The sequence below is a fragment of the Candidatus Woesearchaeota archaeon genome (genome assembly GCA_003695435.1).
Taxonomy (GTDB): domain Archaea; phylum Nanobdellota; class Nanobdellia; order Woesearchaeales; family UBA11576; genus J101.
Map to the genome: position 1 here is coordinate 24447 of RFJL01000039.1, position 20075 is coordinate 44521.

Consider the following 20075-nt stretch of genomic DNA (forward strand, 5'->3'; position numbering starts at 1 on the left):
TAGATATCTATAGATATCTATGGCTCTCACGAGTATTCAAGTCAGCAAAAGCCTTGTCGAAGAACTCAAGAAAAGAAAGATGCATCCTAATGAATCCTATGAAGAGGTCATCTGGGATGCATTGGAAGATTCTCTTGAACTTTCAGAAGAGACAAAACGACGGGTCAAATTAGCTGAGGCAGATATCAAGGCAGGTAGAGTATACACTCTTGAACAAGTCAAGAAAGAACTAGGTCTGTAAATGTTTGATCTTATCTTTACCGCACAGGCAAAGAAATTCTTAAAGAAACTTGACAAGAGTGAGAGTGCACGTATCATCGCAACGCTTGAACGGTGCAGAGTACGACCTCATGCATATGCAAAAAAACTTGTCGCATCTCCTTATTTCAGGATCCGTGCAGGAGGGTATAGGATCATTGTCGACATCAGTTCAGGCGATCTAATCATTCTTGTTATTGAGATCGATCACAGGAGAAGAGTTTACAAATGATTACTCCCTTGCAATATTATATCTCTCCCTTGCTTCTTCTTCAATAAGTTTGAGATCAAGACCGCAGTCGTTCTTCGGATGAATGAGGCGAGTTTCCCAACGATTGTTGCGTGTACCAATAGAGGTCTCTTCATATTCACGCAACACCCCTACAACATCCTTTCCATCAAGATGCACAAAGACATCTGAAGAGCTTGGCGTTACTTTCGATTCAACTTCTCCTCGATTGAGTTCGTTAATAAGACTCGCAGTCACTATTTCTAAGGATGCTTCAGCAAATTCACCAAAACCACCATATCCTGCAATGTAAATAGGTGCAGCCATTTGCTCTTCTCTTCGACGAGTACAACCCGCCCACACAACATAGGGCATTGCCAAGACATCACCCGATCTGCTCTTAAGAGGGTGTTGTGCAAGAGCAATGCTTTCACGAAACTGAGTTTCTTGCTGAGGGCTCATATTCCTCAAAGATGCTTGCTCATGAACATAACGAGAAGGATTTGCCACAAGAACACTAAGGGCAGAAGCAAGCCGATTGCGAGCACCATATTTCTCAACCGTCTGAGGTGAATAGGCCTTATAGATAGCTTCTGCTTGAATATGCTTAGTTCTTGTAATCTTTGTACGATCTTCTCTTCTTGAATACAACCACTCATTGTTAAGTATTCTCAATGCGGTTTTAATCATCTCTCCCAGCGGAAGAAACACACCTCTGCTCATTGCATTCTCATAAAGAAGGGTCACACCATCATCTTGCATTTCTTCACGAACAGCCTGTCTAAAATCCTTTGAAGGAACTTCTTCACGAACCGGTTCAGTTCCTTCTGCAGTTTCAAGAATGTACTCTCCTGGCAAGAATAGACCCCCTTTATCGTCAAGGTCTCCTTTTGCTTGTTCAGCAGTAAGTGGTGGAGCAGTGCCTTGAAGCGTCTTGTGAAGAAGACTCTATGCAGTATCTGTGCGAAGAGCAATCAATTCTGTTACGAGTGCTGTTCCCACTAACTCCTTTTTAGTAACCAGACTCCTCTTCGGCTTTGCTCGTCTCTTATATATCTTAGTAAGAAAAAATACTACTTTGTTGCTATGTACATAGCATTTGGCAAAAATAAGCAAAGATGTAAGCACTGATAAGTGCATATGCGCATTCTGAGAAAATACAAGTCTTTAAAACGTCCGCTCCTTTTTCAATCATGTATGAGTACACAGCACACCGAAGAAGAATTCAAAAAGAAACTCACCAAAGAACAATACGCTGTTCTGAGAGAAAAAGGTACCGAGCCACCAGGCACAAGTCCGCTTCTTCACAATAAAGACAAAGGAGATTACAAGTGTGCTGCTTGCGGACAAACACTCTTCAAGTCCGATGCAAAATTTGATTCAGGGACTGGCTGGCCCAGTTTTGATCAAGCAATCCCTGGAGCAGTTGAGTACAAAGAGGATCATACGTTTTTCATGAAACGAACAGAAGTTGTCTGCTCCGCATGCGGATCGCACTTAGGACATGTCTTTGATGACGGACCCAAAGAGACCACGGGAAAACGATACTGCATAAATGGATGCGCCTTAGCCTTCAAGAAGAAGTGAACGTCTCATAGAATTTTTCAAGCAAGTCAAACCACGTCTCAATCGCGTTGGGATAATTATCAATGAGCTTTCCCCCGCTCATTTCAATGTAACTGGTGATCTGCGGATTCACCTTTGCTGCCAAGTTCTCCGCAAGACGAAGATCTGAGCGCAAAGCGAAGATAGGGCCGATCTCACGTCCTGCGTAAAAACCGATCTCTCCTGAAACACCATCATCAAGCGCATGTCCTCCATCAAGGATTGCGCCCATGCAATCAGACTCAATCATGCCTTTGTTATTCGTAGGACCTACTTGCCTGTTGAACTCCTCCCAAAACCTTTGATGGCCCGAAGCCTTATCACAGATCTCAAGAACGCTTAAGTCAAGAAGCTTGCCGCACTCTACAAAAGGGTCAAAGACATCAAAACCGATCTCTTTAAGCCGGGGTATGAAAAGGTGATCAAGGACATAACGCCCAGTCTCAGAAAATCCTAATTGGTTAGCAAGGTAAATTGTGACCATGGTGCTCCAGTTGATGCATTCTTTTTTAAACTTTGGTGAGAAAAGATCAAAACAGTTCATCAGATCGTAGCACTTGCATCTCTTTAAGCGCGTTTTTTATGCCTTTAATCATATTTCCCTTGCCACGCCTAAGCAAATCCTGTACGAGATCAGGAATTCTTGTAAGCAACATCTTATCTTTACTTTCAAGCACCGCATTGAAGTAATTCGGAGCAACATTAGCAGGACCCAATACATAATGAGAAACTCCAAGATCAAAAGAGTCTTCCAAAAGATCCACGTGTCCTTGTATGACCTTGAATGTTTCCGATTGCACATCAAGCAATTGGTGAAAATACCCGATCTGGCCTGAACTATCTTTAATGCCAGCAACACTTTGCTTATACTCGTCCACAACGTCAAGAGGTAAGTTTTCTCCTCGGTGAATTTCTGGATTATTGTAGAGGTAAAGAGGAAGCTCGCTCATATCAAGACAGGTCTCAATCACCTCACGAGGATTCTCATAACAAGCAGGTGCAAGAACAATGCTCTTAGCAGTACTCTTATTTGCCAGTTCTACTAGCACTTTTGTCTCCTCAAGAGAACTAGCGGTAACACCAATCCATACCGGTTTTGTTGCAAGCGTTGTTGTAAGATCAATGAGTTTTTCTTTTTGTTCAAGAGTTAATTTTTGAAACTCTCCTGTGGTGCCCAAGATGAAATGCGCATCAACAAAAGAATCCTCTAAGAAAAGAAGCAAATTGCGCAGTGATTCAACATCAATGTGTAGATCTTTTTTAGGAGTTACCAGTGGAACAATAAGCGCCATACTCTCGTTGAATCACTTCAACTCATAAACATATCGGTTAAGTTCAAGAGAAAAACGAAACCCTTGTTTCATCGCGGCTTGATCGTACCTTTTGAAAAGGCGCTCATAATTACTCTCGTTACAACCAGGAATAAGATCTGCGGGAAGAACCATTATGGCCTCGTAATCCCAGCCGGAAAATCTTTTTTTGGCAGCGTAGAGAAGTGATTCATCCCAACGAAGAGGGGTGAGCTCTTTATACGCACCACGTGCACCTTGTATTTGCAAACACTCAACAATAGTATCAAGACTAGAACAACCCGCAAATGCAACAACCCTCCCCCCAGTGCAAATGGTAGGCCCAAAAGGCGCAATATCGGGCAGGTAGGGAATGTTGCCCTGAGGAGGAAGTTCCTCATAAGCAAAACCAAAGGAGTACTCCTCAGGTCTAACGGGAAGGCCTGTTCCGTTAATAAAGAATTCTCGAGGAATCTCTGCAAGCGTCGTCATTGTATGCTTGCGTCCAAAAGAGCCTATTTAAAAATGTTCGCACGTACATGCAAATCCCTCTTAGAATCATTCTTGTTAATATCCGTTTAGTCTATATAGGAGAAGTTCTTCTCACCAAGTACTATGAAAGATCCATACGCACATCTTAACATTAGGTCTTTTACGTTCTGGGATCTCTACCTCCATGAACAACAATACCCTTATGTTGGGCGTAGCTATGCATGGGCCAAAAGAGATGCAAACACGGTCTTAGAAATAACTGCACAAGAACGTGAAGAACTCTATACTCTCATCATTCCAGCGTGGTGGAAAGTACTCAAACAACTCTTTAACCCTGATAGACCAAACATAGCTTGTTTTGGAAATGAAGCGCCTCACTTACATTATCACTTGATCCCTCGCTACCGGCATAATGTTTTTGTTCAAGGAATTCCTTTCACCGACCCCAAACCTGATAAGAACTACGCTCCCTATGAAAAAAGGGTTCTACCGGTTGAAGTTCTTTGCCATATCAAAGAGGAGATGCAAAGCACGATCGAGAAAATAGTGGAAGAATTGGTGTCATCACAAGGAGACAAAACCAGTTTTAAATAAGAGTGTGCCCTCGTTTCTTTTATGAATATTAAAATCAGAACCACAACCAAACACTTACAAGCACGCCAAGAGTTTAAAACATCTGTAAAAGAAATTATGATCCATGAAGATTTACTTAATCCAAAAAATGAAACCATTGCAATAGGCTTTGCGCAAGGAGAATCTTCAGGAATCATAGAATTTACCGTTGCAGAATTTGAAAAACTCTACAACGAAGTCAAAGACAAAATGCACCTCATTAAAAGCTTCAAAAAATTTGAAACAGGAGGAGCACTTCTCTTCAAATGAAAGTAAAATTCTTACAGGCGATGAGTATCATTGTTCTTGCCTTCTTCGCCATCTTTCTTCTTAGCTTTGTTCTTGCAAACAAAGGAATAAAAATATTTGACCTGGGATTTCCTGGCGTTGTTGAGAATTATATCGTCATCATCTTCTGCGTGGTATCACTTGTCAAGGCGTTCATTGAAATTTATGAAGCGTAAACTGACCCTTGCATTTCTTCCATATTTTTCACGATCAATGACTTTTTTATACTCCAAATTGGACAGCACCGCAGAAACTTTGGACTTTGACCAGCCCAATTCCTTAACGAGATCTTTTTGCATGACGGCATCCTTTTTTTTCTGCAAAACTTGCACCACAACTTTCTCATCAGGACTTAAAAGGTGAAGTGGAATTGATGAGATTTGTGCAGCGTAACTCTTTTTAGGTGATGAAAAAAGAACCCCTAGGATAAATCCTAACACTCCAAAAAATATCATGAGCGTCCATGCCTGCCATTCCTCAAACTCACTAAAGAATTCGCCTATGTTTTTTTCTTGTGCTTCAGCGGATGCGAAGGTAATCTCGTAGATTGCTGGAAGCTTAGGGCTATGATCACTCCATTTCACGATAATGTGCGATCCATCAGTATCAATCCCTGAAGGGAGAGGAACAATCGCAGGTGTATCTGACTTTTGCACGACGGCTCCTTGAGGCAGTTTGACATCATACTCAAACATCAAAGGTGTTACGGGAATTGAGACTGTCCTTGTGAACTTATGCACGTCGCCTTGTTCTGTTACTACGTTGGGAAGGGTGTAAGAGAATTCAATTAGACACGATTCACATTCCAATGAGAAGTTGAGAACATCATTTTCAAAGGTGTGTGCAAGATCGCTTGTAACATCTTTTGCTCCCCGGGGGAGGTTGAGTGAGAAATGGTCTTGCGTGTTATTCGTGAGCACGATGTGTACACTCTCAAGAGCATCATGCTCGGTAAGGGTATCTGCAAGGGTTACTTTTTCCACTTGTGCAGAAAGCACTGAGGGTAAGAGTAAGATTAAGATAAGGAGGTATTTCATGACTTTCTAAATTGTTCAGAACTATTTAAATATGGTGGTTGAAAATAAACGTTTTCTTTTATTGTTCTGAACTCTTAAACTATTGTATTGTCGCTTCTCAGAGCATTTCGAGTTCTTTTAAAGCATTTGGTTTGTATGGTTTACACAGATGTATTATATACTATTTATTGGTGATTGTCCACATAAATGGTTCGCGTATCCTTGCGACATTCCTCTTCATACTTGCAAGTTCTGCAAGATCAGAGAAGGGGATTTGTGCGGGAGCTTCCCACACGAACATCCTAAGACTTGCAAAGAATCTAAGAGCTGTGGGAGGAAGAACACTATGCATAAGAGTCAAAATAAGAAGTATTCGCGAGGAATACTATCAGTTGACTTAAGGAGGCGCTATGGCGTATATTATTGAATACAAACAAGAAGATTGCATCGGAGCAGGAGAATGCGAAGCCCTCTCAAAGGACTTCTGGAAACTTAACAATAAAGGAAAGGCAGAGCTTAAAGGGGCTGTGCGTAATCCCTCAACAGGAAAATATGAGCTTCTCATAAGTGATGAGGAATACGAACGCCAGCAACAAGTTGCAGGAAGCTGTCCAGTTGGGTGTATTTGCATTAAGAAGAAATGATTCCCGCAATACTGCACTCCATGGAGGATGTAGCACAAGGTGTGCGCAATATACACCTCAAACTCAAAGAGCCTCTTAATTACAAGGCAGGGCAGTATGTTATGCTCGCATTTGAGGATGCCCTTGAGCAAAAACGCGCGTTTTCCATTCTTAACACTCAAGGAGATCTACTCACTCTGGGAATACAAGAACATAAAGACTTTACCAAAAGACTTTTCTCTTCTACAGCTGGAGAACGTATCGCAGTTTTTGGACCTTATGGGAGGTTTACCTTACGCTCTCCTCATAAAAACAATATTTTCATTGCAGGGGGAATAGGTATTACACCTCTTCTTAGCATGTTGAGAGAGCTCCCTGAGCACGCGAATGCGCATCTATTCTACTGTGCAAAGTCACCTTCACACATGGCATATCTAAAAGAGGTACGCGCACTTCCTTTTGACGTAAGACTTTACTTTACACGAGTTGAAAGTTCTCTTGGGAAACATTCGCACATTACCCTGGAGGATATCAAGACGATCCCTCATTGGAGCAGTAGTGATTATTATATTTGCGGACCAAACGCCCTGATTGACACGTTTAGATCGGACCTCATCGCGGCAGGAGTCAAAGAAGATCACATATACAGCGAGGACTTCAGATAATGTATGAGCGTAGTTATCCTCTTATGGGAGATAAGATCACCTTCACAATCTATGGAATTGAAGAAGTGATTGCAGAACTGCTATGTGCTGACGCTTATGACTACGCCCTGAAACTTGAGAACATCTTCAATCTGTTTGATATGACCAGTGAGATTAACACTCTTAATGCTAAGCGGGACATTAAAGTTTCACAACACCTTAACAAAGTTATCAAAAAAGCACTGGTCTATTGTGAAAAGACCAAAGGAAGGTATGACATCAGTAAAGGAAAAGCATTTCTCGCGCGTAAAAACAAACAATCTTTACCACGACTTTCCTGTACCTACAAGGACATTTACGTTAAAAAAGATAGAGTCGCACTTACGCATCCGGATGTTGTAATTGATCTCTCCAGCATTGCTAAAGGATATATTGTTGATGAACTCACCGCGTTTTTTCAATCGCACGGTGTAGAAGAGATTTTCATAGATGCAAGAGGAGATATGCGCATCGCAGGAGGTGAAGAAGTGGTTGATATACAGCACCCCCGAAAAAAAGGTGCCATTACAACTATAACTCTTAGGAATGAGGCAATTGCAACATCAGGAGATTATTTGCAATATGACCTTGACTATGAACACTCTCACGTACTTGGCAATGAACTTATTAGTGTAAGTGTTATTGCTGATGATCTGTGTACCGCAGATGTTCTTGCAACCTGCTTGATGCTACTCAAACCACAAGAAGCTCAAGATTTCGCACGTAGAGAGGGGGTAAGAGCAATTTTACTTACTAAAGATCTTCAAGAGGTGCGAGCATGAAATCTTCACATCTTCTAATTCTTGGCAGTATTGTTGCTATACTCTATATTGTCCTGGCATCATTTATTACCACAACTCCACTTATCTGGATGCTCACACGCATCTTTGGACTGGTAAGTTTTTTCTTTCTTTTCGCAACCGTCTTCCTCGGAGAACTCCGACTCCTACGAAAAGTTAAAGCAGATCTTGCCATCTTCAAATATCACGTACCTTTTGCAATTGCAAGTTTCTATCTTAGTCTACTTCACGGAATATCTGCAGTAGCAGATAACTACAAATGGGGGAAGGGCCTTCACATATCAGATTATTTAGGATTTAATTTTTCGGATAAATGGCTTGCACTTCTAAGTCTCGGAGTTTTGGCGTTTTATCTCCTTATCCTCATTTCAATTACTTCTAGAAAACGAGTGATTCAATTTATTGGTTATAAGCGGTGGAAAAAAATTCACTACCTAAGCTACCCCCTCTTCATCATCGCGTTCATTCATAGTGTTGGTCTCGGAACAGATCTTAAGGTATCTGCGCTGCACACACCCATCTCATATATTTTCTGGATGTGTTTGTGGGTAATTCTCTCACTACTTCTTGCACGTATCCTTAACACAGCAGGTATATTTGAGACACAAGGAGAAGTGAATGCACTTATCATGATCTCCTTGCTGGTAATTCTAGGTGGTGCAGTTATCGGATCCTTGTTCATCAAGGCAGAATCAAAGATTTCTTCTCAGCAACAAATTGCAGATACGCTTTCACAGGAATACTCGTTTCTGCAAAAACAATACCAGGCAGCGCAGGCACAACACGCACAGCTTCTTGATGAGTTGAGCGCACTTCAAGCTCAAGAAGAGCAGTTACGAGGTGAGCTTAAGAATGGGTAAGGCTACGAAGATCTTCCTAGGGGTTGTTACTTTTGCAATTATCCTACTGTATAGCATAGCGGCATTGGGTATAGTTGACCTTTATGATAGGCTTTCCCTGATCGATCGGGACGTCACCATTACTGCAGCGAGAAAAGCAAATTTACAAGCATCATTTGAACACCTTAAGGCACAGAACCTTGCTCTTGATAAACAAATAGCAAATCAGATCACAACGGTGAAACAGCTTCTTGATCAAGTAGAGAAAGAACAAGAACGCGCAGCTCTTCTGGAAGAACAGGCGCGATTGCAAGAACAGCAAAGACGTGCACAAGAAGCGTTACTTGCAGTACAGCAACCAGCACCTAAACCTAGAAGAGTTTCACGAGCATCTTAATGTTCTTTTCGCAATTGCTGAGAAGAGTTCTTTTGCATCTCCCTTTTTTAGTAAGGTGAGCCGAACAAATCTTGCAGCTTTATCATGCACACCATTTCTTGCAGGCTCAGGCATATCCTTAAAGTTGCTTGCAAGACCAGCGATGTTAAACTCTTTAATCTTTTTCACCCAAGCAGCTTCAAACGCGTACGCCTTAGCTTCTTCATCAACGGGGTCATCTAAGGGAGGGGTGAGTACGTGACCAAGCTCATGCCCCAGTGTCTCGAGCACAATGTCAAGCTCGCCTTCACGCACAAAAATCCGCGACCTCTGATACGTTGCATGACCATTACGTGCAAAGCCAAGAATGCCTGGGTGAAAGTTTTCCTTGAGATGTTTTTTCATCGCTTCATAACTTAAGATGTGAATATCAATATCGCAAGGGAATTCTTTGTGCATAAGATGATCCCAGGTTTCAAGCAAATATTCCTTCACTTCTTCTGCTTTGCCGATGAATCGTGTCGGCGCTCTGTTCGGTTTCAAGAATGTGGTTGGTTGATCAATGTGCTGAATGCAAGTTGGTTCTTCTTGTTCATTTCCTTCGTAAAGAGTGGTTGGCGAGGCGTAGTGGGAAGGAGATTCATAACTTGGCATTGATCTTACGTGTTCAACAAAAGAAGGGGAGTATTCGAGAGGTCGCTCAACGCCTGTCGCAGAATACATAATGTTTGAAGCATAGCTTGTGCGGAAAGGTGCCTGATATAAGGGCTGTCGCGAATACATCATATGAGAGGTATAAAGACAGAGGGAAATAAGAAGATTGTGTGACAATCACATCAGAACTACTGTCTCCTTGCGCTATAGATGTATCCAAAAGAAAGGTTAAAGAAAAAAGGAGAAGAAATAATTTAACCGTTCAAGGTTCAAAGGCTTTTGAACCATTCTTGAGCTGGCTTACCGATGAGTGGAATTGGCTTTTCAACTCCTTGGATGGCATAGACGAATCCTATGATCCAGAAGACGAAGAGAACGATCCATGCAAACATACGTACCAGAGGGATCCAGCCTAGAATGATTCCTACAATTGCTAAAAGCAATGTCTGGCGAAGATGATAGCTGCCAAGTCTTGTCTTGCCCTGTGTGAAATGTAGCACCAGAGCGATGATCCACCCAATGATGGTCAAGTAGCTCAAAATAGCTACCAGCTGTCCCCTATGGGCTGTATTTGTTTTTGTCATGGAGCAGAACGTAAGAAAGTTTATTTATAAAGCTTCTTGCGGCGTATCTCTTTATACAAGAACAGGGAAACGCCGCCAAAGATCAAAGAGAGACCGAAAAGAACGTCAATCCAGTGTGGTTTCAGCTCTTCTGGGGGCATAGCGAACCCGCAAAGATTTTCAGGAGCGCAATCCTCTCCTGAGCAGCAACTCTGAGAGATTACGTAGCCTGTTATGCTGTTTCCTAGAAATAAACCTCCAAGAACGATGAGCGCAAGGGAGAATAAGTATATCTTCATCTGCTGACCCGTATGTCAAGAGTATATTAAATTCTTTTTGTTTTTTACAGGAGGTTTATCATTTGCTTCACTCTTCTGCACTGTACCTCATTGTATCGTACTCTTTCGCAAGCAAAAAGGAAGGGGCTGCCTCCTTACTCTTCTTCTAAAACACTCTTTTGTAGGAAGCCATATATACTCCCTCGAGGCGTAACACAGTCTATGACGTTCACTCTAGAACACCGCTATGAAACGACCCGTAAAGGGGATTTTGTTGTAGCGATAGCGCTTGACACTTATGAAGAGATCTTCAATGAATGGGATAATACTAAAGCATATCACAAAAAAGACCTTGATGAGGAGTTCGTAGCATATCTTATCGAGAGTTTTGATGAACTTAAAGGACGAAATGCAGTGATCCGCCTAGATATTCCTAAACGCGATAAGAAGAAAAAAAAGGCGATTAAAGGTATCCATCTCTATTTTGATTACCTGTCTGCACTCAAGAAAAAAGAATTACGTGTGTTCTTCTCAAAAATGGTTGGAGTTGTCATCATCGGAGCAACCTTCATCAGTGCATCAGTCATCTTCGCAGCACAGGAATCACTCGAGGAAAATTTGCTCAATTCATTGTTTCATGAAGGAATGGTCATTGTCGGATGGGTCACGATCTGACAAGTTGTCACTTGGCTGCTCTCTGATTGGATTGTTCTCATCAAAGAGCTTAACATCCTCAAGAAGATCGCAAAAGTAAGGATTGAATTCGAGAAGCAATGATCACTTCTTTCTCAAGAGGGTCTCATACGCGATGTCAAGCTTATGCGCGGCATCCCTAAGAGATGAGGACTCCTTAATCACGGCATTAATGAAGGCTTTTTCAAAACGCTCTTCTGCTTCTTTGAGAGTTGGGTGTTCTTCAGGAAGAAGGTCTACAATTTCACTGGAAACGTCATATACTTTATTGTATGCTTCACTGAGCCGTTGTGGGTGTACAATACCTTCGTATTGTCTGAGTTCGCCTTCAATTAACCCCGCAATTTCATCTTTTCTCAACTCATAAGGCTTGATCATCTCCTCACGAATGCGCTCAACATCAATACCTGTTTCTGAAATAAACCTATGAAGGCTTCTTCGATCAATGCCTGCAAGTTTTGCAGCTTCAGAAATATTTCCGTACGTCATGCGGAGCAAACGTCTAAAATACGTCACTCTGTAGCGTTTCTTTGCTTCTTTAAGAGTAAGAGACGTGTCAATATCAAAATCAAGAAGAGGGGATTGTTTGAGTCTTTGCGCAATGTTCTCATTCAGCTCCTCAATTGATACTCCGAGGAGTTTTGTAAGTTTTGGCTTGATTTGTTCTTCAAGAGAATGCTGCGACATGCATTGCAGAGTGCTGTTCTTGTATTTAAATGATCGTAGTTTTGCGTTTGTTTTCGCACAAACAAGGAACATCTGGTATTTGATAGACTTGTCAAGGAGTAATGCATAGATTCAGGTGTTGCATAGATTCATGCGTTATGTTTATGTGTGAGGGTAACAGAAGATGCACGAAGAGGTACGCTGGTTACAAGCACCTTGGATGCCTAGAGGTCAGAACTTAAACACAGCAAATGTTGTCAAAATCGCAATTGCAACGATGATAATAAATACTGCATCAAGAAATTGCTTTCCTTCAATTGCGGCTTCAGGGGTCTTTACAGCAGCGCCCGTAAATACTTCTTCTTCAAGTAACTGTTCACCCACAACTTGTGAGAGTGCAAAAGCAGATATCAAAACCGCTGCGATGATAAGCCAATACTTTGTCTCACCACCTTGCAAATATTGCTTGAAATGATAATCCCCGAAAAGAACCAGCAGACCAAAAAGCATCACAATCATAAAGGCAATGACAACAGCGTAGGAGAGAAAAGTGCTCAGTGCAGGAATTACAAAAGGAATGCTAAGTATCACACCCACCACAAGAGCAGCGCCAAAATTAGCATATCTTGTAGGTGCATCACGAAAGACATATCTTGCTATGAAAAATACAACAATTAGGACGAAGATCTGCTCTAACGAAGTCATACTGTATTCTATTGTTACACTCCTATAAATATGCTCATCTTACCAAGTAGTATAAAGTACTCTGTTGGAGCTATGAGAAACGTGACGAGCTAAGAAGGTAAAGAAGCTGCAGAGGGGGTTGTTGCTTGTCAAGAAGGTACGCCTTTACTTTTTTTTAATGTCATCAAGATTGACATGAATGTACGAAGCCTTTGTAAGGTCTTCAATATTGAGTACTTTGAGATCCTCGCGAATGCGTGGGCACTGTGTATTAATCCAGCACTGCACGAAGTTGAAATCTTCAAGAGACCCAAAGTCAAACGTGTTGTATGCAAAGAAATAAAACTGTTTTTCAGGGTATTGTTCTTGTAATTCAAAGATTTTTTTAAGCGAGCTTTGTACCGTTGCCTGACCTGATTTACAAGACATTAACACGCCGATCACATCAGATGAGTAAAACTTTGCAAGCATGCCACGTTTTCTTTTCTCAATCTCTTCATAACGCTCAGGTGGAACGGGATCAACTGTTTTTTCACCCGGTCTCCACGTATAACAAATCTTATCAAACTTATGTGCGATACCAACAGGATGGAAGTACCCTGAGCCCACGAAGAGAAATGCATCAACATCACGATTGATTGCAAGTGCTGCGTTTTGATCACAACCAAGCACTTGTCCTCCGACAAAAGCCTCATGACCTTTTGATTCTAAGTATTCTTTTACTCGTTCAAGATCTGGTTTGGTCTGAATAGTGCCGATAATACCAATGCGTTTTGGCAAAGGAGAAGTATCAAAGTCAATTTCTCCAATTGGTGTTGGTGCATGAAGGTGAAGGACTTTCATCGTCGAAGGTAGTGCAGGGATTCGTTGTGTTCTTGTACTAGCTGGCAGATGCTTCTTGTATGTCCGTGTGCTGAGCCTACAAAAGAAAAAGGAGCAACCTCTCTTGAGAGGATGCGTCTAACACCTTCAACTACTTGAGATGTTTCACAAAGCCTTTTTGATTTGCTTTTATCAAGCAGTATTCGATCATCAAACGCATCAAGTACTGCGTGGTAGGGAAAGTGCTCTATTCGAAAATACTCTTGTGAGAGCGGTTGGATTGAGATGAAGTCGTTTCGGACAGTTCTAAAACGACTTTGTGCTTTTTTGTGAATGGCGCTGTGACGCTCAACAAGCTTGTCAATGAAGAATTGATAGGTATCAACAAGTGCTCGTAAAGATGACTCAATAGCAATTCCTGCGCAGGATGGAATACAGCGCAGACCTTGAGCAATTGCAAGAGCAAGATCTGGTTGTTCAAAATGCAGGGTCATACGAGGACCTGTGCGCGGAATAAGAAAGTCATCTGTTGCTTCAACCTCATCTGCAGCGTAGGTTGAAATGCTCAGAGGTGCGGTTTGTGTATTTACGAATAGATAGTAGGGTGTTGTTGCTGCGTCTTTCATGATTTATTTGCTAGGAAAGAACTGGTTTATAAATGTGGTTGAAACACTATTTAAGTTTAGACCTTCTTAATATAGATATCTTATAATGCGGAGGTCTTTTTTGGTTCCTCTTCGTTTTGAGTGTTCTTGCAGTCCTTGTCAATTTCCTTTGCAGTTTTTGCGCACAGGGGGTGCGATGTGTTCTTCCTCGCTCTTCCTTTTTCATAAGATTTATAAATACAAAAACCAAAACAGTATACTAAATCCCCCACTAGTAGATTCTTGTCTATTGTGGGGGTAGGGCAAACAGATGAGAAAAGAGGTCATTATACTTATCACATGCATTCTTGCGCTTTCACTCTTTTCAGCAGTTCACAGCGCAACGGTGAACTTCTCAACAATTTCTCTTATGGAAACAACTGCAAGTGATGCAAATCTTACCATTAACAATTATGGCTCACAAGATCCCATCACCAAGGTTGAACTTGCTCTCAACGGATTTACTCTCAACTCAGTAACTAATTACACAGATTGGATAGAGACGCAAACTAACACTTCTGCCATGTGGGAGAACGGGACGATTGCAACTAATGTGCTCCTTGCTCTTTTTGAGATGAACATTGCAGCTCCCCAAGTAACTTCAAACACCACAGCACAGCTTAGCGTTATTACAACAGACAGTCAAGGAAGCACACAAACACATCTCTTTAACATTACTATTATCAACGATGACTCCGCACCTCTTCTTAGCGAAGAAGATCCGCAAAACAACGCGTACTTCAAGGAAGGTATAAGTTACCTTGTTGGTGTTAATGCAACAGATCCCGAAACAGGGATTGATTACGTCTCCTTCACGCATCAACGCTGTTCTGGTAACACATCAAGTCAAATCTCTCTTCTAGGTGGGCCTCGCTTCACGCAAACGGTTGACTTTTCAGGATATGTCAACGGAGATCAAGTGTGTTTTACGTACTTAGCAGCAAACAATGGCGGAGAAGAAATAACTCTTAACGGCAGTCTTTTCATTGATGGCATTGCGCCAAATGTTACTCTAGACGCTCCAGCAGAAGGTGCAATTGTAAATGCTCAGCAACAATTCCTCTTCACCGCAACAGACAACCTCGCACCAACACTTACTTGCGCAGTACTCATTGACAACACTCAGACAATCACACTTAACGTTACTTCTGGCGTGCAGGCAGCAATCTCTGCGCAAAACGTAACAGAGGGAGCACATACCTGGACGGTGCGCTGTGAAGATCTTGCAGGACACACAACTGCTGCACCTGCGCAAAACTACTTCCTCGACAAAACCCCTCCCAACGTCACTATCAACCCGCAAAACGCAAGTATCATCGCACCCTCAACGCAAATAACTCTCCTCACAACTGATAATTACGAAGTTAACTACACGCAGTTTGCCTATGCGAATACTACGATCAACACTACTGGCAATCACACCATCAATGCAAGCATCTTTACTGATGGCCCTCACACTATTACCGCATATACGCAAGACGCTGTTGGTAACAACGCAACCTTTGTCTTTACACTCATCGTCGATAGCACTGCACCTGTGATTACGAGTATTGGACCAAATACGTCTGATGTCTCTGTCAATTTCACTATCAACGTCTCAGACACGTGGGACTCAACACTTGAGTGTACTGTAAGCATCTCTGATGGTAGCACTGTTTCAGGAAAACTTACCTCAGGAGTTGAAGGAATTCTTCAACATACCTTGCCTGTCGGCGTCTACAACTACACCGTTACTTGTTCAGATGACGCACAAAACAGTATTACTTCACCTCAGCAAACACTCACCATCATCGACACATCAGGTCCAACCATCACCTTTAACCAGGACACACAAATTGTTCGAGGAGAGGATCTTCTCCTCAACGCAACTATCACGGACATCTCGGGTATTTCCAACGTGCTTGCAAATGTAACGTATCCTAACGGTAGTGTTGAGTTGCTCAACCTAATGGGGGCTGGTGATGAGTACACAGCAAGCATAACAACAGATGCAAACACACCAGAAGGAGACTACGTCTTTACCATTTACGCTGAAGATCCCTTTGCAAATACTAATACGGCATCTTCAACAGTGCAGGTAACCTATGACGTTATCATCACTTTGAGTGCAAACCCTGCTACCATAACCCTGGGAGAATCAACGACTCTACGGGGCACAGTTACTTATGATAACGGAACCAATTACCCCTCGGGAATTGTTGAGATCACCACACCTGAAGGAACAGATACTCTCACTCTTACAAACGCTTCCTACTCTTTTGTCTACACGCCCCTTACCACAGGTACAAAATCGGTAAGTGCATCATTTACTGCTTTGAATAATATCACAGCACAAGAAAACACAGCAGTAATTGTTAATGGAGTCTCTTCATCGGGAGGAGATGACAAAAGCTCTTCAGGAGGAAGAAGCAAAGGAGGCTGTAATCAAAAATGGACCTGTGACTCTTGGAGTGTTTGTAGTGGAGGCACGCAACAAAGAACGTGTACCAACGTTTGTGATAACGGAGGTAGCAGGGTGGAAACAAGAAGTTGCTCAGTTGAAGAAGAACAGCTACAAGTTACGCCTTCTTCGTCAGCTCGTCAAAACAACATCATTACCATTTGCATTCGTCCAGGAACTGATCAGCAAAAAGAGCTTAACATTCCTGTAAGAGAATGGAAAGCCTACGCATCTAAAGGCGCAAAACAAGGAGAATGCCCAGACATCTCACCATCTGAAGACGCATCATCAGCAATAGGGGAAGCAGCAGGTTTCTTGCAGGCATTAAACCTTGATGCTACTCGCTTCCTAGGCATTGTTCTTATTACTCTTGCACTTCTCTTAGGACTATTCCTCTACACAAGGAAATCTTCTGATGATGATTTTTGGGAAGATTACTTTGAGAAGCGAAGGTAACAATGTTTGAATCACTTGTGAATGGCAGACGTGCACTCGAACAACCGTGGGTGGTGTTTTTTTTTGGTCTTTTATTTACTTTAATCTCCTTTGCAGGAGCATTTGTTGCACTCCGAGAGGAAATTTCACTCCTCATGCTCTTTTTCTGGACTTTGCTCACCGTTCCTCTACTTATGGAAGTTCTCTTGCGATCAGAAGGGGAGTTTCGAGCAACACATCCTTTTTTTGAAGTCCATCGACGCGTTATTGAAGTATATGTATTGCTTTTTTTTGGGTTGTTTGTGGGTTACGTGTTGTTAAGCTTTCTTCTTCCACCAACCCTTGCATCAGAAGTGTTTTCATTCCAACAAGAGTATGTTCTTAACACGAAGGGACTCTCTCTTGAAACTTTTGAGAGTTTTCTTGAAGGTCTTCCTCCCATATCTTTGGAACAAACACTTGCAATACTCTCAAAAAACTTGTTTCTCGCTCTTCTTGCGTTTGGACTTTCCTTTTTGTATGGTGCTTCAAGTATGTTTCTTGTTGTTCTTAACGGCTCAGTTTTTGCAACTTTTCTTGTAGAAATGATTAAACTTATAGCAACAACAAAAGAGCAAGCAATTAAGATTGTTCTGTTATTCTCTATTCACCTCATCCCGGAGGTTACGGGTTTTCTTATTGCAGCAATAGCAGGAGGACTGCTCTCTCAAGCAGTACTCTCAAAAAAGTGGAAGAAGGCAATTGCGCGCGATGCGTTTAAACTCTTCGCACTAAGCATTTGTTGCATTGTTCTTGCTGCAATCCTTGAGGTCTACGTTTCAACAAGGCTCTTCCACTCTTTATTCTAAATAGTTATTCTACATAGTGGAGGTGGTATTCTGCATGTTCAAGAGCATCACAAATCCACGCATAATTTCCCATATCTCCGTGAATCATTAGTTCTTGTACGATGATATGTGCATTATTTTTTTCATGCAGTCTTTGCGCGAAATCTCCTGCGTTGAGAGGTGATGAGATGGTGTGTGTGAATTTTTCTTGTTCGCTTAGAAGAAAACCCATTCTTGCAGTTTTATACTCTACAAACAAGGCATCGCATAAGGGAAATTGATGATCTCTTCTTTGAATGATGTAGGTATTGGGCCACAATTGTGCACTCTCTTCAGATTGTCTGTATGGTTGAGGCAGTCCGAGCTCTGCTAGAACTTCGCTCACGTCGCGTTCTAATTGTTGTGCATCATGTTTAAAAGAGAGTGTTGGAAACACGCGAAGATTTGCAAAACTAAGTGTTTTCTCAAGATCTCTTTGCTGTGCAATGAGTCTTTGTGGTGTTCTTTTTGCTATTGCTGCTTGTATGGACATAGTGTTCACCTCTGTTGTATTCCTTTGTGTAAAAGCCCCCAACCTTTGTTGGTTCTGCTCATAACTAATGAAAATCCTGTAATGATGGTAAGTAGTGGTATGCTTACGGTTCCTGCAATAAGTGTGAGTAGCGCGTAGTATACGGCTCCTAGACTTATAGCTGACGCTACTTGTGTTAACATGTTGTTTTACCCCCTTTTTGTTACGCGAGTTCTCTTAGCGCCAGGTTAAGCGACTTTTTCACCCATTGATCTTTTCCTATGAAAAAATCAAAGAGGGGCAAAAACGCCCCTCTTGGGTAAACAACTTGGCCACCCCCATGTCCAAGTGAACTCATGACCCACACTCCCTTTCGTAAGCCCAGCTCCACCCCCCAGCAGAGTGAGCAGTTCGTGTGATAAGAAGTAGTGTAGTACCAATTATATATAAATGTTCCGATTTTTCCGTGATTTCCGTTACTTCCGTTTGTTACATTTGAAAACTTCTTTTTAAAGAAAGCCCTCCTGGTAAGTTTTCAAGAAATGCTCACGTGCCCACACAAATGCACAGAGACTGTGCTTTAGATTTCTGCAAAATAAATTGAAATAATCTGAAAGAAACAAACAGTTCGAAGTGACTGGATTCTTCTCCAAGCCTTATCTAGAAGAATCTGCTTGTCGTTCAATCTCGTTTTTCTTAGAAATAGCGACTGATTGGTTAGACAATTTGTAAGCGTTAACAATCTCGTCTGCAAGAGCAACTTCAATTGCCTTCTTAGAATCAAAAGACTTCGTTGTAGCAGCAGTTACAAGTTGACGAAGAGCAAAATCCACGCGTCGAGAAGGACTCATCTCAACTGCTTTTGGATAGCGAGCACCACCATATTCAATTGCGATAACTTCTTCACGAGGAGCAGCGTTTTCAATAGCCCCAACAACAACTGCAATAGGATTTTCTTTTGTACGCTCTTCAATAATTTCAAGCGCTCTTTGCATGGTGTTGTACACTAATTGAGCTTTTCCTGTGTTATGTCCTGATGAACGAACATGTTTTTTACCTGTGTGACCTGAGACTTGCAGGCGATTCATCATACGCTCAATGATGAATGTTTTTGACTTGTGGAATCGAGTCTTTACATTCTTACCTCCTGTTCGAGGAACGATGCGAGGTTCAAGATTGATGTATTTTTTAAGGCCTGGATCTGCGACGGTAATGCCTTGAGTTGACCACTTATTGAATGCTAGAACTTCACTCATTTTCTTGCTTTCTCCACTTTACCTTTTCTTAAGGATTCAAGAGCTTGATCATTCACTTTTATGACTTGCCAGCGTACTCCTGCAATGTCTCCTTTAGCACGGCCCATTTTCCCACCGATACACTCGATGATTACTTCATCGTGCTCGTTAACGAGTTTTTGAGCACCATCTCCTGGAAGAAATGCAGTTACTTGTTTACCGTTTTTAATAAGTTGAACACGCGCACATTTACGCATAGCTGAGTTAGGTTGTTTAGCTTCTTTTTGAATCTTCTGAAGAACAATACCTTTTGCTTGACTCGCACCACTAAGAGGGTCAGACTTCTTTTTTAGTCCAAGTACTTTAGCAGCATAACTTTTCTTTTTCCACAGACTCGTCTTACGTCTTTTCTTGAGTTTTGAGCCGGCATTAAGGCCGTTAGATTTTTTACCCATACCGTCAAAAATCAGCGAGGGGGTTTATAAAGGTTGTGGTTGTTGTACTTGTTTTTGC

The 20075-nt window shown here is 41.9% G+C and carries 30 protein-coding genes; 14 read left to right on the top strand and 16 right to left on the bottom strand.

Going from position 1 to position 20075, the window contains the following annotated elements:
- Window positions 1-19 precede the first annotated feature (19 nt).
- Both D6774_02835 and D6774_02840 read left to right on the top strand, forming a co-directional pair.
- Complete coding sequence (locus D6774_02835) at window positions 20-241, top strand: hypothetical protein (protein RME77925.1); 222 nt, start codon at window positions 20-22, stop codon at window positions 239-241.
- On the top strand, window positions 242-490 hold the full coding sequence (locus D6774_02840; GenBank protein RME77926.1) for a type II toxin-antitoxin system RelE/ParE family toxin: 249 nt from the start codon (window positions 242-244) through the stop codon (window positions 488-490).
- On the opposite strand, the gene D6774_02845 is transcribed toward D6774_02840, so the two are convergent.
- Together D6774_02845 and D6774_02850 are read right to left on the bottom strand one after the other, a co-directional pair.
- Complete coding sequence (locus tag D6774_02845; protein ID RME77927.1) at window positions 491-1345, bottom strand: hypothetical protein; 855 nt, start codon at window positions 1343-1345, stop codon at window positions 491-493. It abuts the gene before it with no gap.
- A gap of 90 nt (window positions 1346-1435) precedes the next feature.
- Entirely contained in the window at window positions 1436-1627 is a 192-nt protein-coding gene (locus tag D6774_02850) for a hypothetical protein (GenBank protein ID RME77928.1), read from the bottom strand.
- Window positions 1628-1684: 57 nt separating this feature from the next.
- Between D6774_02850 and msrB the strand changes: the two genes are divergently transcribed.
- Window positions 1685-2074, top strand: coding sequence for a peptide-methionine (R)-S-oxide reductase (gene msrB / locus D6774_02855; protein ID RME77929.1), 390 nt, complete (start codon window positions 1685-1687; stop codon window positions 2072-2074).
- Here msrB and D6774_02860 read toward each other — a convergent pair.
- From D6774_02860 to D6774_02870, 3 genes are read right to left on the bottom strand one after another with little or no spacing between them, the layout of a single operon-like run.
- Window positions 2061-2636, bottom strand: a complete 576-nt coding sequence (locus D6774_02860; protein RME77930.1) for a hypothetical protein — start codon at window positions 2634-2636, stop codon at window positions 2061-2063. The genes msrB and D6774_02860 overlap by 14 nt on opposite strands.
- A complete protein-coding gene (locus D6774_02865) occupies window positions 2623-3384 on the bottom strand; it encodes a dihydrodipicolinate synthase family protein (protein RME77931.1) in 762 nt (253 codons plus the stop codon). Before D6774_02865 ends, D6774_02860 begins: the two co-directional genes overlap by 14 nt.
- A 12-nt stretch (window positions 3385-3396) precedes the next feature.
- Window positions 3397-3873 (bottom strand): hypothetical protein, encoded by a 477-nt coding sequence (locus D6774_02870; GenBank protein ID RME77932.1) that lies wholly within the window; start codon window positions 3871-3873, stop codon window positions 3397-3399.
- Between the two features lie 123 nt (window positions 3874-3996).
- Here D6774_02870 and D6774_02875 point away from each other — a divergent pair, with 123 nt between their 5' ends.
- Genes D6774_02875 through D6774_02885 form a run of 3 tightly spaced genes read left to right on the top strand, consistent with a single transcriptional unit; the run spans window position 3997 to window position 4949 of the window.
- Entirely contained in the window at window positions 3997-4467 is a 471-nt protein-coding gene (locus D6774_02875; protein ID RME77933.1) for a hypothetical protein, read from the top strand.
- Window positions 4468-4488: 21 nt separating this feature from the next.
- Complete coding sequence (locus D6774_02880; GenBank protein RME77934.1) at window positions 4489-4755, top strand: hypothetical protein; 267 nt, start codon at window positions 4489-4491, stop codon at window positions 4753-4755.
- Window positions 4752-4949, top strand: a complete 198-nt coding sequence (locus D6774_02885; GenBank protein ID RME77935.1) for a hypothetical protein — start codon at window positions 4752-4754, stop codon at window positions 4947-4949. Before D6774_02880 ends, D6774_02885 begins: the two co-directional genes overlap by 4 nt.
- Here the strand turns inward: D6774_02885 and D6774_02890 are convergent.
- Window positions 4911-5810 (bottom strand): hypothetical protein, encoded by a 900-nt coding sequence (locus tag D6774_02890; protein ID RME77936.1) that lies wholly within the window; start codon window positions 5808-5810, stop codon window positions 4911-4913. The two genes, D6774_02885 and D6774_02890, sit on opposite strands and share 39 nt — an antisense overlap.
- Before the next feature lie 389 nt (window positions 5811-6199).
- Here D6774_02890 and D6774_02895 point away from each other — a divergent pair, with 389 nt between their 5' ends.
- From D6774_02895 to D6774_02915, 5 genes are read left to right on the top strand one after another with little or no spacing between them, the layout of a single operon-like run.
- Window positions 6200-6433, top strand: coding sequence for a ferredoxin (locus D6774_02895; GenBank protein ID RME77937.1), 234 nt, complete (start codon window positions 6200-6202; stop codon window positions 6431-6433).
- Window positions 6430-7077 carry a hypothetical protein gene (locus D6774_02900; protein RME77938.1) on the top strand — a complete coding sequence of 216 codons (648 nt, stop codon included), beginning with the start codon at window positions 6430-6432 and terminating at the stop codon, window positions 7075-7077. Before D6774_02895 ends, D6774_02900 begins: the two co-directional genes overlap by 4 nt.
- Window positions 7077-7877, top strand: coding sequence for an FAD:protein FMN transferase (locus tag D6774_02905; protein RME77939.1), 801 nt, complete (start codon window positions 7077-7079; stop codon window positions 7875-7877). Before D6774_02900 ends, D6774_02905 begins: the two co-directional genes overlap by 1 nt.
- Entirely contained in the window at window positions 7874-8755 is an 882-nt protein-coding gene (locus D6774_02910) for a hypothetical protein (protein ID RME77940.1), read from the top strand. The genes D6774_02905 and D6774_02910 overlap by 4 nt, the downstream gene beginning before the upstream one ends.
- A complete protein-coding gene (locus tag D6774_02915) occupies window positions 8748-9131 on the top strand; it encodes a hypothetical protein (GenBank protein ID RME77941.1) in 384 nt (127 codons plus the stop codon). Before D6774_02910 ends, D6774_02915 begins: the two co-directional genes overlap by 8 nt.
- Here the strand turns inward: D6774_02915 and D6774_02920 are convergent.
- From D6774_02920 to D6774_02930, 3 genes are all read right to left on the bottom strand, one after another.
- Window positions 9117-9896 carry a hypothetical protein gene (locus tag D6774_02920; GenBank protein ID RME77942.1) on the bottom strand — a complete coding sequence of 260 codons (780 nt, stop codon included), beginning with the start codon at window positions 9894-9896 and terminating at the stop codon, window positions 9117-9119. The genes D6774_02915 and D6774_02920 overlap by 15 nt on opposite strands.
- 137 nt (window positions 9897-10033) lie before the next feature.
- Entirely contained in the window at window positions 10034-10348 is a 315-nt protein-coding gene (locus tag D6774_02925; GenBank protein RME77943.1) for a hypothetical protein, read from the bottom strand.
- A gap of 20 nt (window positions 10349-10368) precedes the next feature.
- Window positions 10369-10626, bottom strand: a complete 258-nt coding sequence (locus D6774_02930) for a hypothetical protein (protein RME77944.1) — start codon at window positions 10624-10626, stop codon at window positions 10369-10371.
- A 201-nt stretch (window positions 10627-10827) separates the two neighbouring features.
- Here D6774_02930 and D6774_02935 point away from each other — a divergent pair, with 201 nt between their 5' ends.
- Complete coding sequence (locus D6774_02935) at window positions 10828-11280, top strand: hypothetical protein (protein RME77945.1); 453 nt, start codon at window positions 10828-10830, stop codon at window positions 11278-11280.
- Window positions 11281-11382: 102 nt separating this feature from the next.
- On the opposite strand, the gene D6774_02940 is transcribed toward D6774_02935, so the two are convergent.
- The 4 genes from D6774_02940 to D6774_02955 all read right to left on the bottom strand — a co-directional run bounded on the left by D6774_02940 (window position 11383) and on the right by D6774_02955 (window position 14096).
- Window positions 11383-11985 carry a hypothetical protein gene (locus D6774_02940; GenBank protein ID RME77946.1) on the bottom strand — a complete coding sequence of 201 codons (603 nt, stop codon included), beginning with the start codon at window positions 11983-11985 and terminating at the stop codon, window positions 11383-11385.
- Between the two features lie 210 nt (window positions 11986-12195).
- The gene (locus tag D6774_02945) at window positions 12196-12669 is read right to left on the bottom strand and encodes a hypothetical protein (protein ID RME77947.1); all 474 of its coding nucleotides are present in this window, start codon (window positions 12667-12669) and stop codon (window positions 12196-12198) included.
- A gap of 144 nt (window positions 12670-12813) precedes the next feature.
- Complete coding sequence (locus tag D6774_02950; protein ID RME77948.1) at window positions 12814-13491, bottom strand: hypothetical protein; 678 nt, start codon at window positions 13489-13491, stop codon at window positions 12814-12816.
- Window positions 13488-14096, bottom strand: coding sequence for a hypothetical protein (locus D6774_02955; protein RME77949.1), 609 nt, complete (start codon window positions 14094-14096; stop codon window positions 13488-13490). Before D6774_02955 ends, D6774_02950 begins: the two co-directional genes overlap by 4 nt.
- Before the next feature lie 289 nt (window positions 14097-14385).
- On the opposite strand from D6774_02955, the gene D6774_02960 reads away from it, so the two are divergent.
- Together D6774_02960 and D6774_02965 are read left to right on the top strand one after the other, a co-directional pair.
- Window positions 14386-17010 carry a hypothetical protein gene (locus D6774_02960; protein RME77950.1) on the top strand — a complete coding sequence of 875 codons (2625 nt, stop codon included), beginning with the start codon at window positions 14386-14388 and terminating at the stop codon, window positions 17008-17010.
- 2 nt (window positions 17011-17012) lie between these two features.
- On the top strand, window positions 17013-17837 hold the full coding sequence (locus D6774_02965; protein ID RME77951.1) for a hypothetical protein: 825 nt from the start codon (window positions 17013-17015) through the stop codon (window positions 17835-17837).
- A gap of 4 nt (window positions 17838-17841) precedes the next feature.
- Here the strand turns inward: D6774_02965 and D6774_02970 are convergent, their stop codons facing one another.
- The 3 genes from D6774_02970 to D6774_02980 form a co-directional block, all read right to left on the bottom strand.
- Complete coding sequence (locus D6774_02970; protein RME77952.1) at window positions 17842-18348, bottom strand: hypothetical protein; 507 nt, start codon at window positions 18346-18348, stop codon at window positions 17842-17844.
- A gap of 635 nt (window positions 18349-18983) precedes the next feature.
- Window positions 18984-19583, bottom strand: a complete 600-nt coding sequence (gene rpsG / locus D6774_02975) for a 30S ribosomal protein S7 (GenBank protein ID RME77953.1) — start codon at window positions 19581-19583, stop codon at window positions 18984-18986.
- Window positions 19580-20017, bottom strand: coding sequence for a 30S ribosomal protein S12 (locus D6774_02980; GenBank protein ID RME77954.1), 438 nt, complete (start codon window positions 20015-20017; stop codon window positions 19580-19582). Before D6774_02980 ends, rpsG begins: the two co-directional genes overlap by 4 nt.
- Window positions 20018-20075 lie beyond the last annotated feature (58 nt).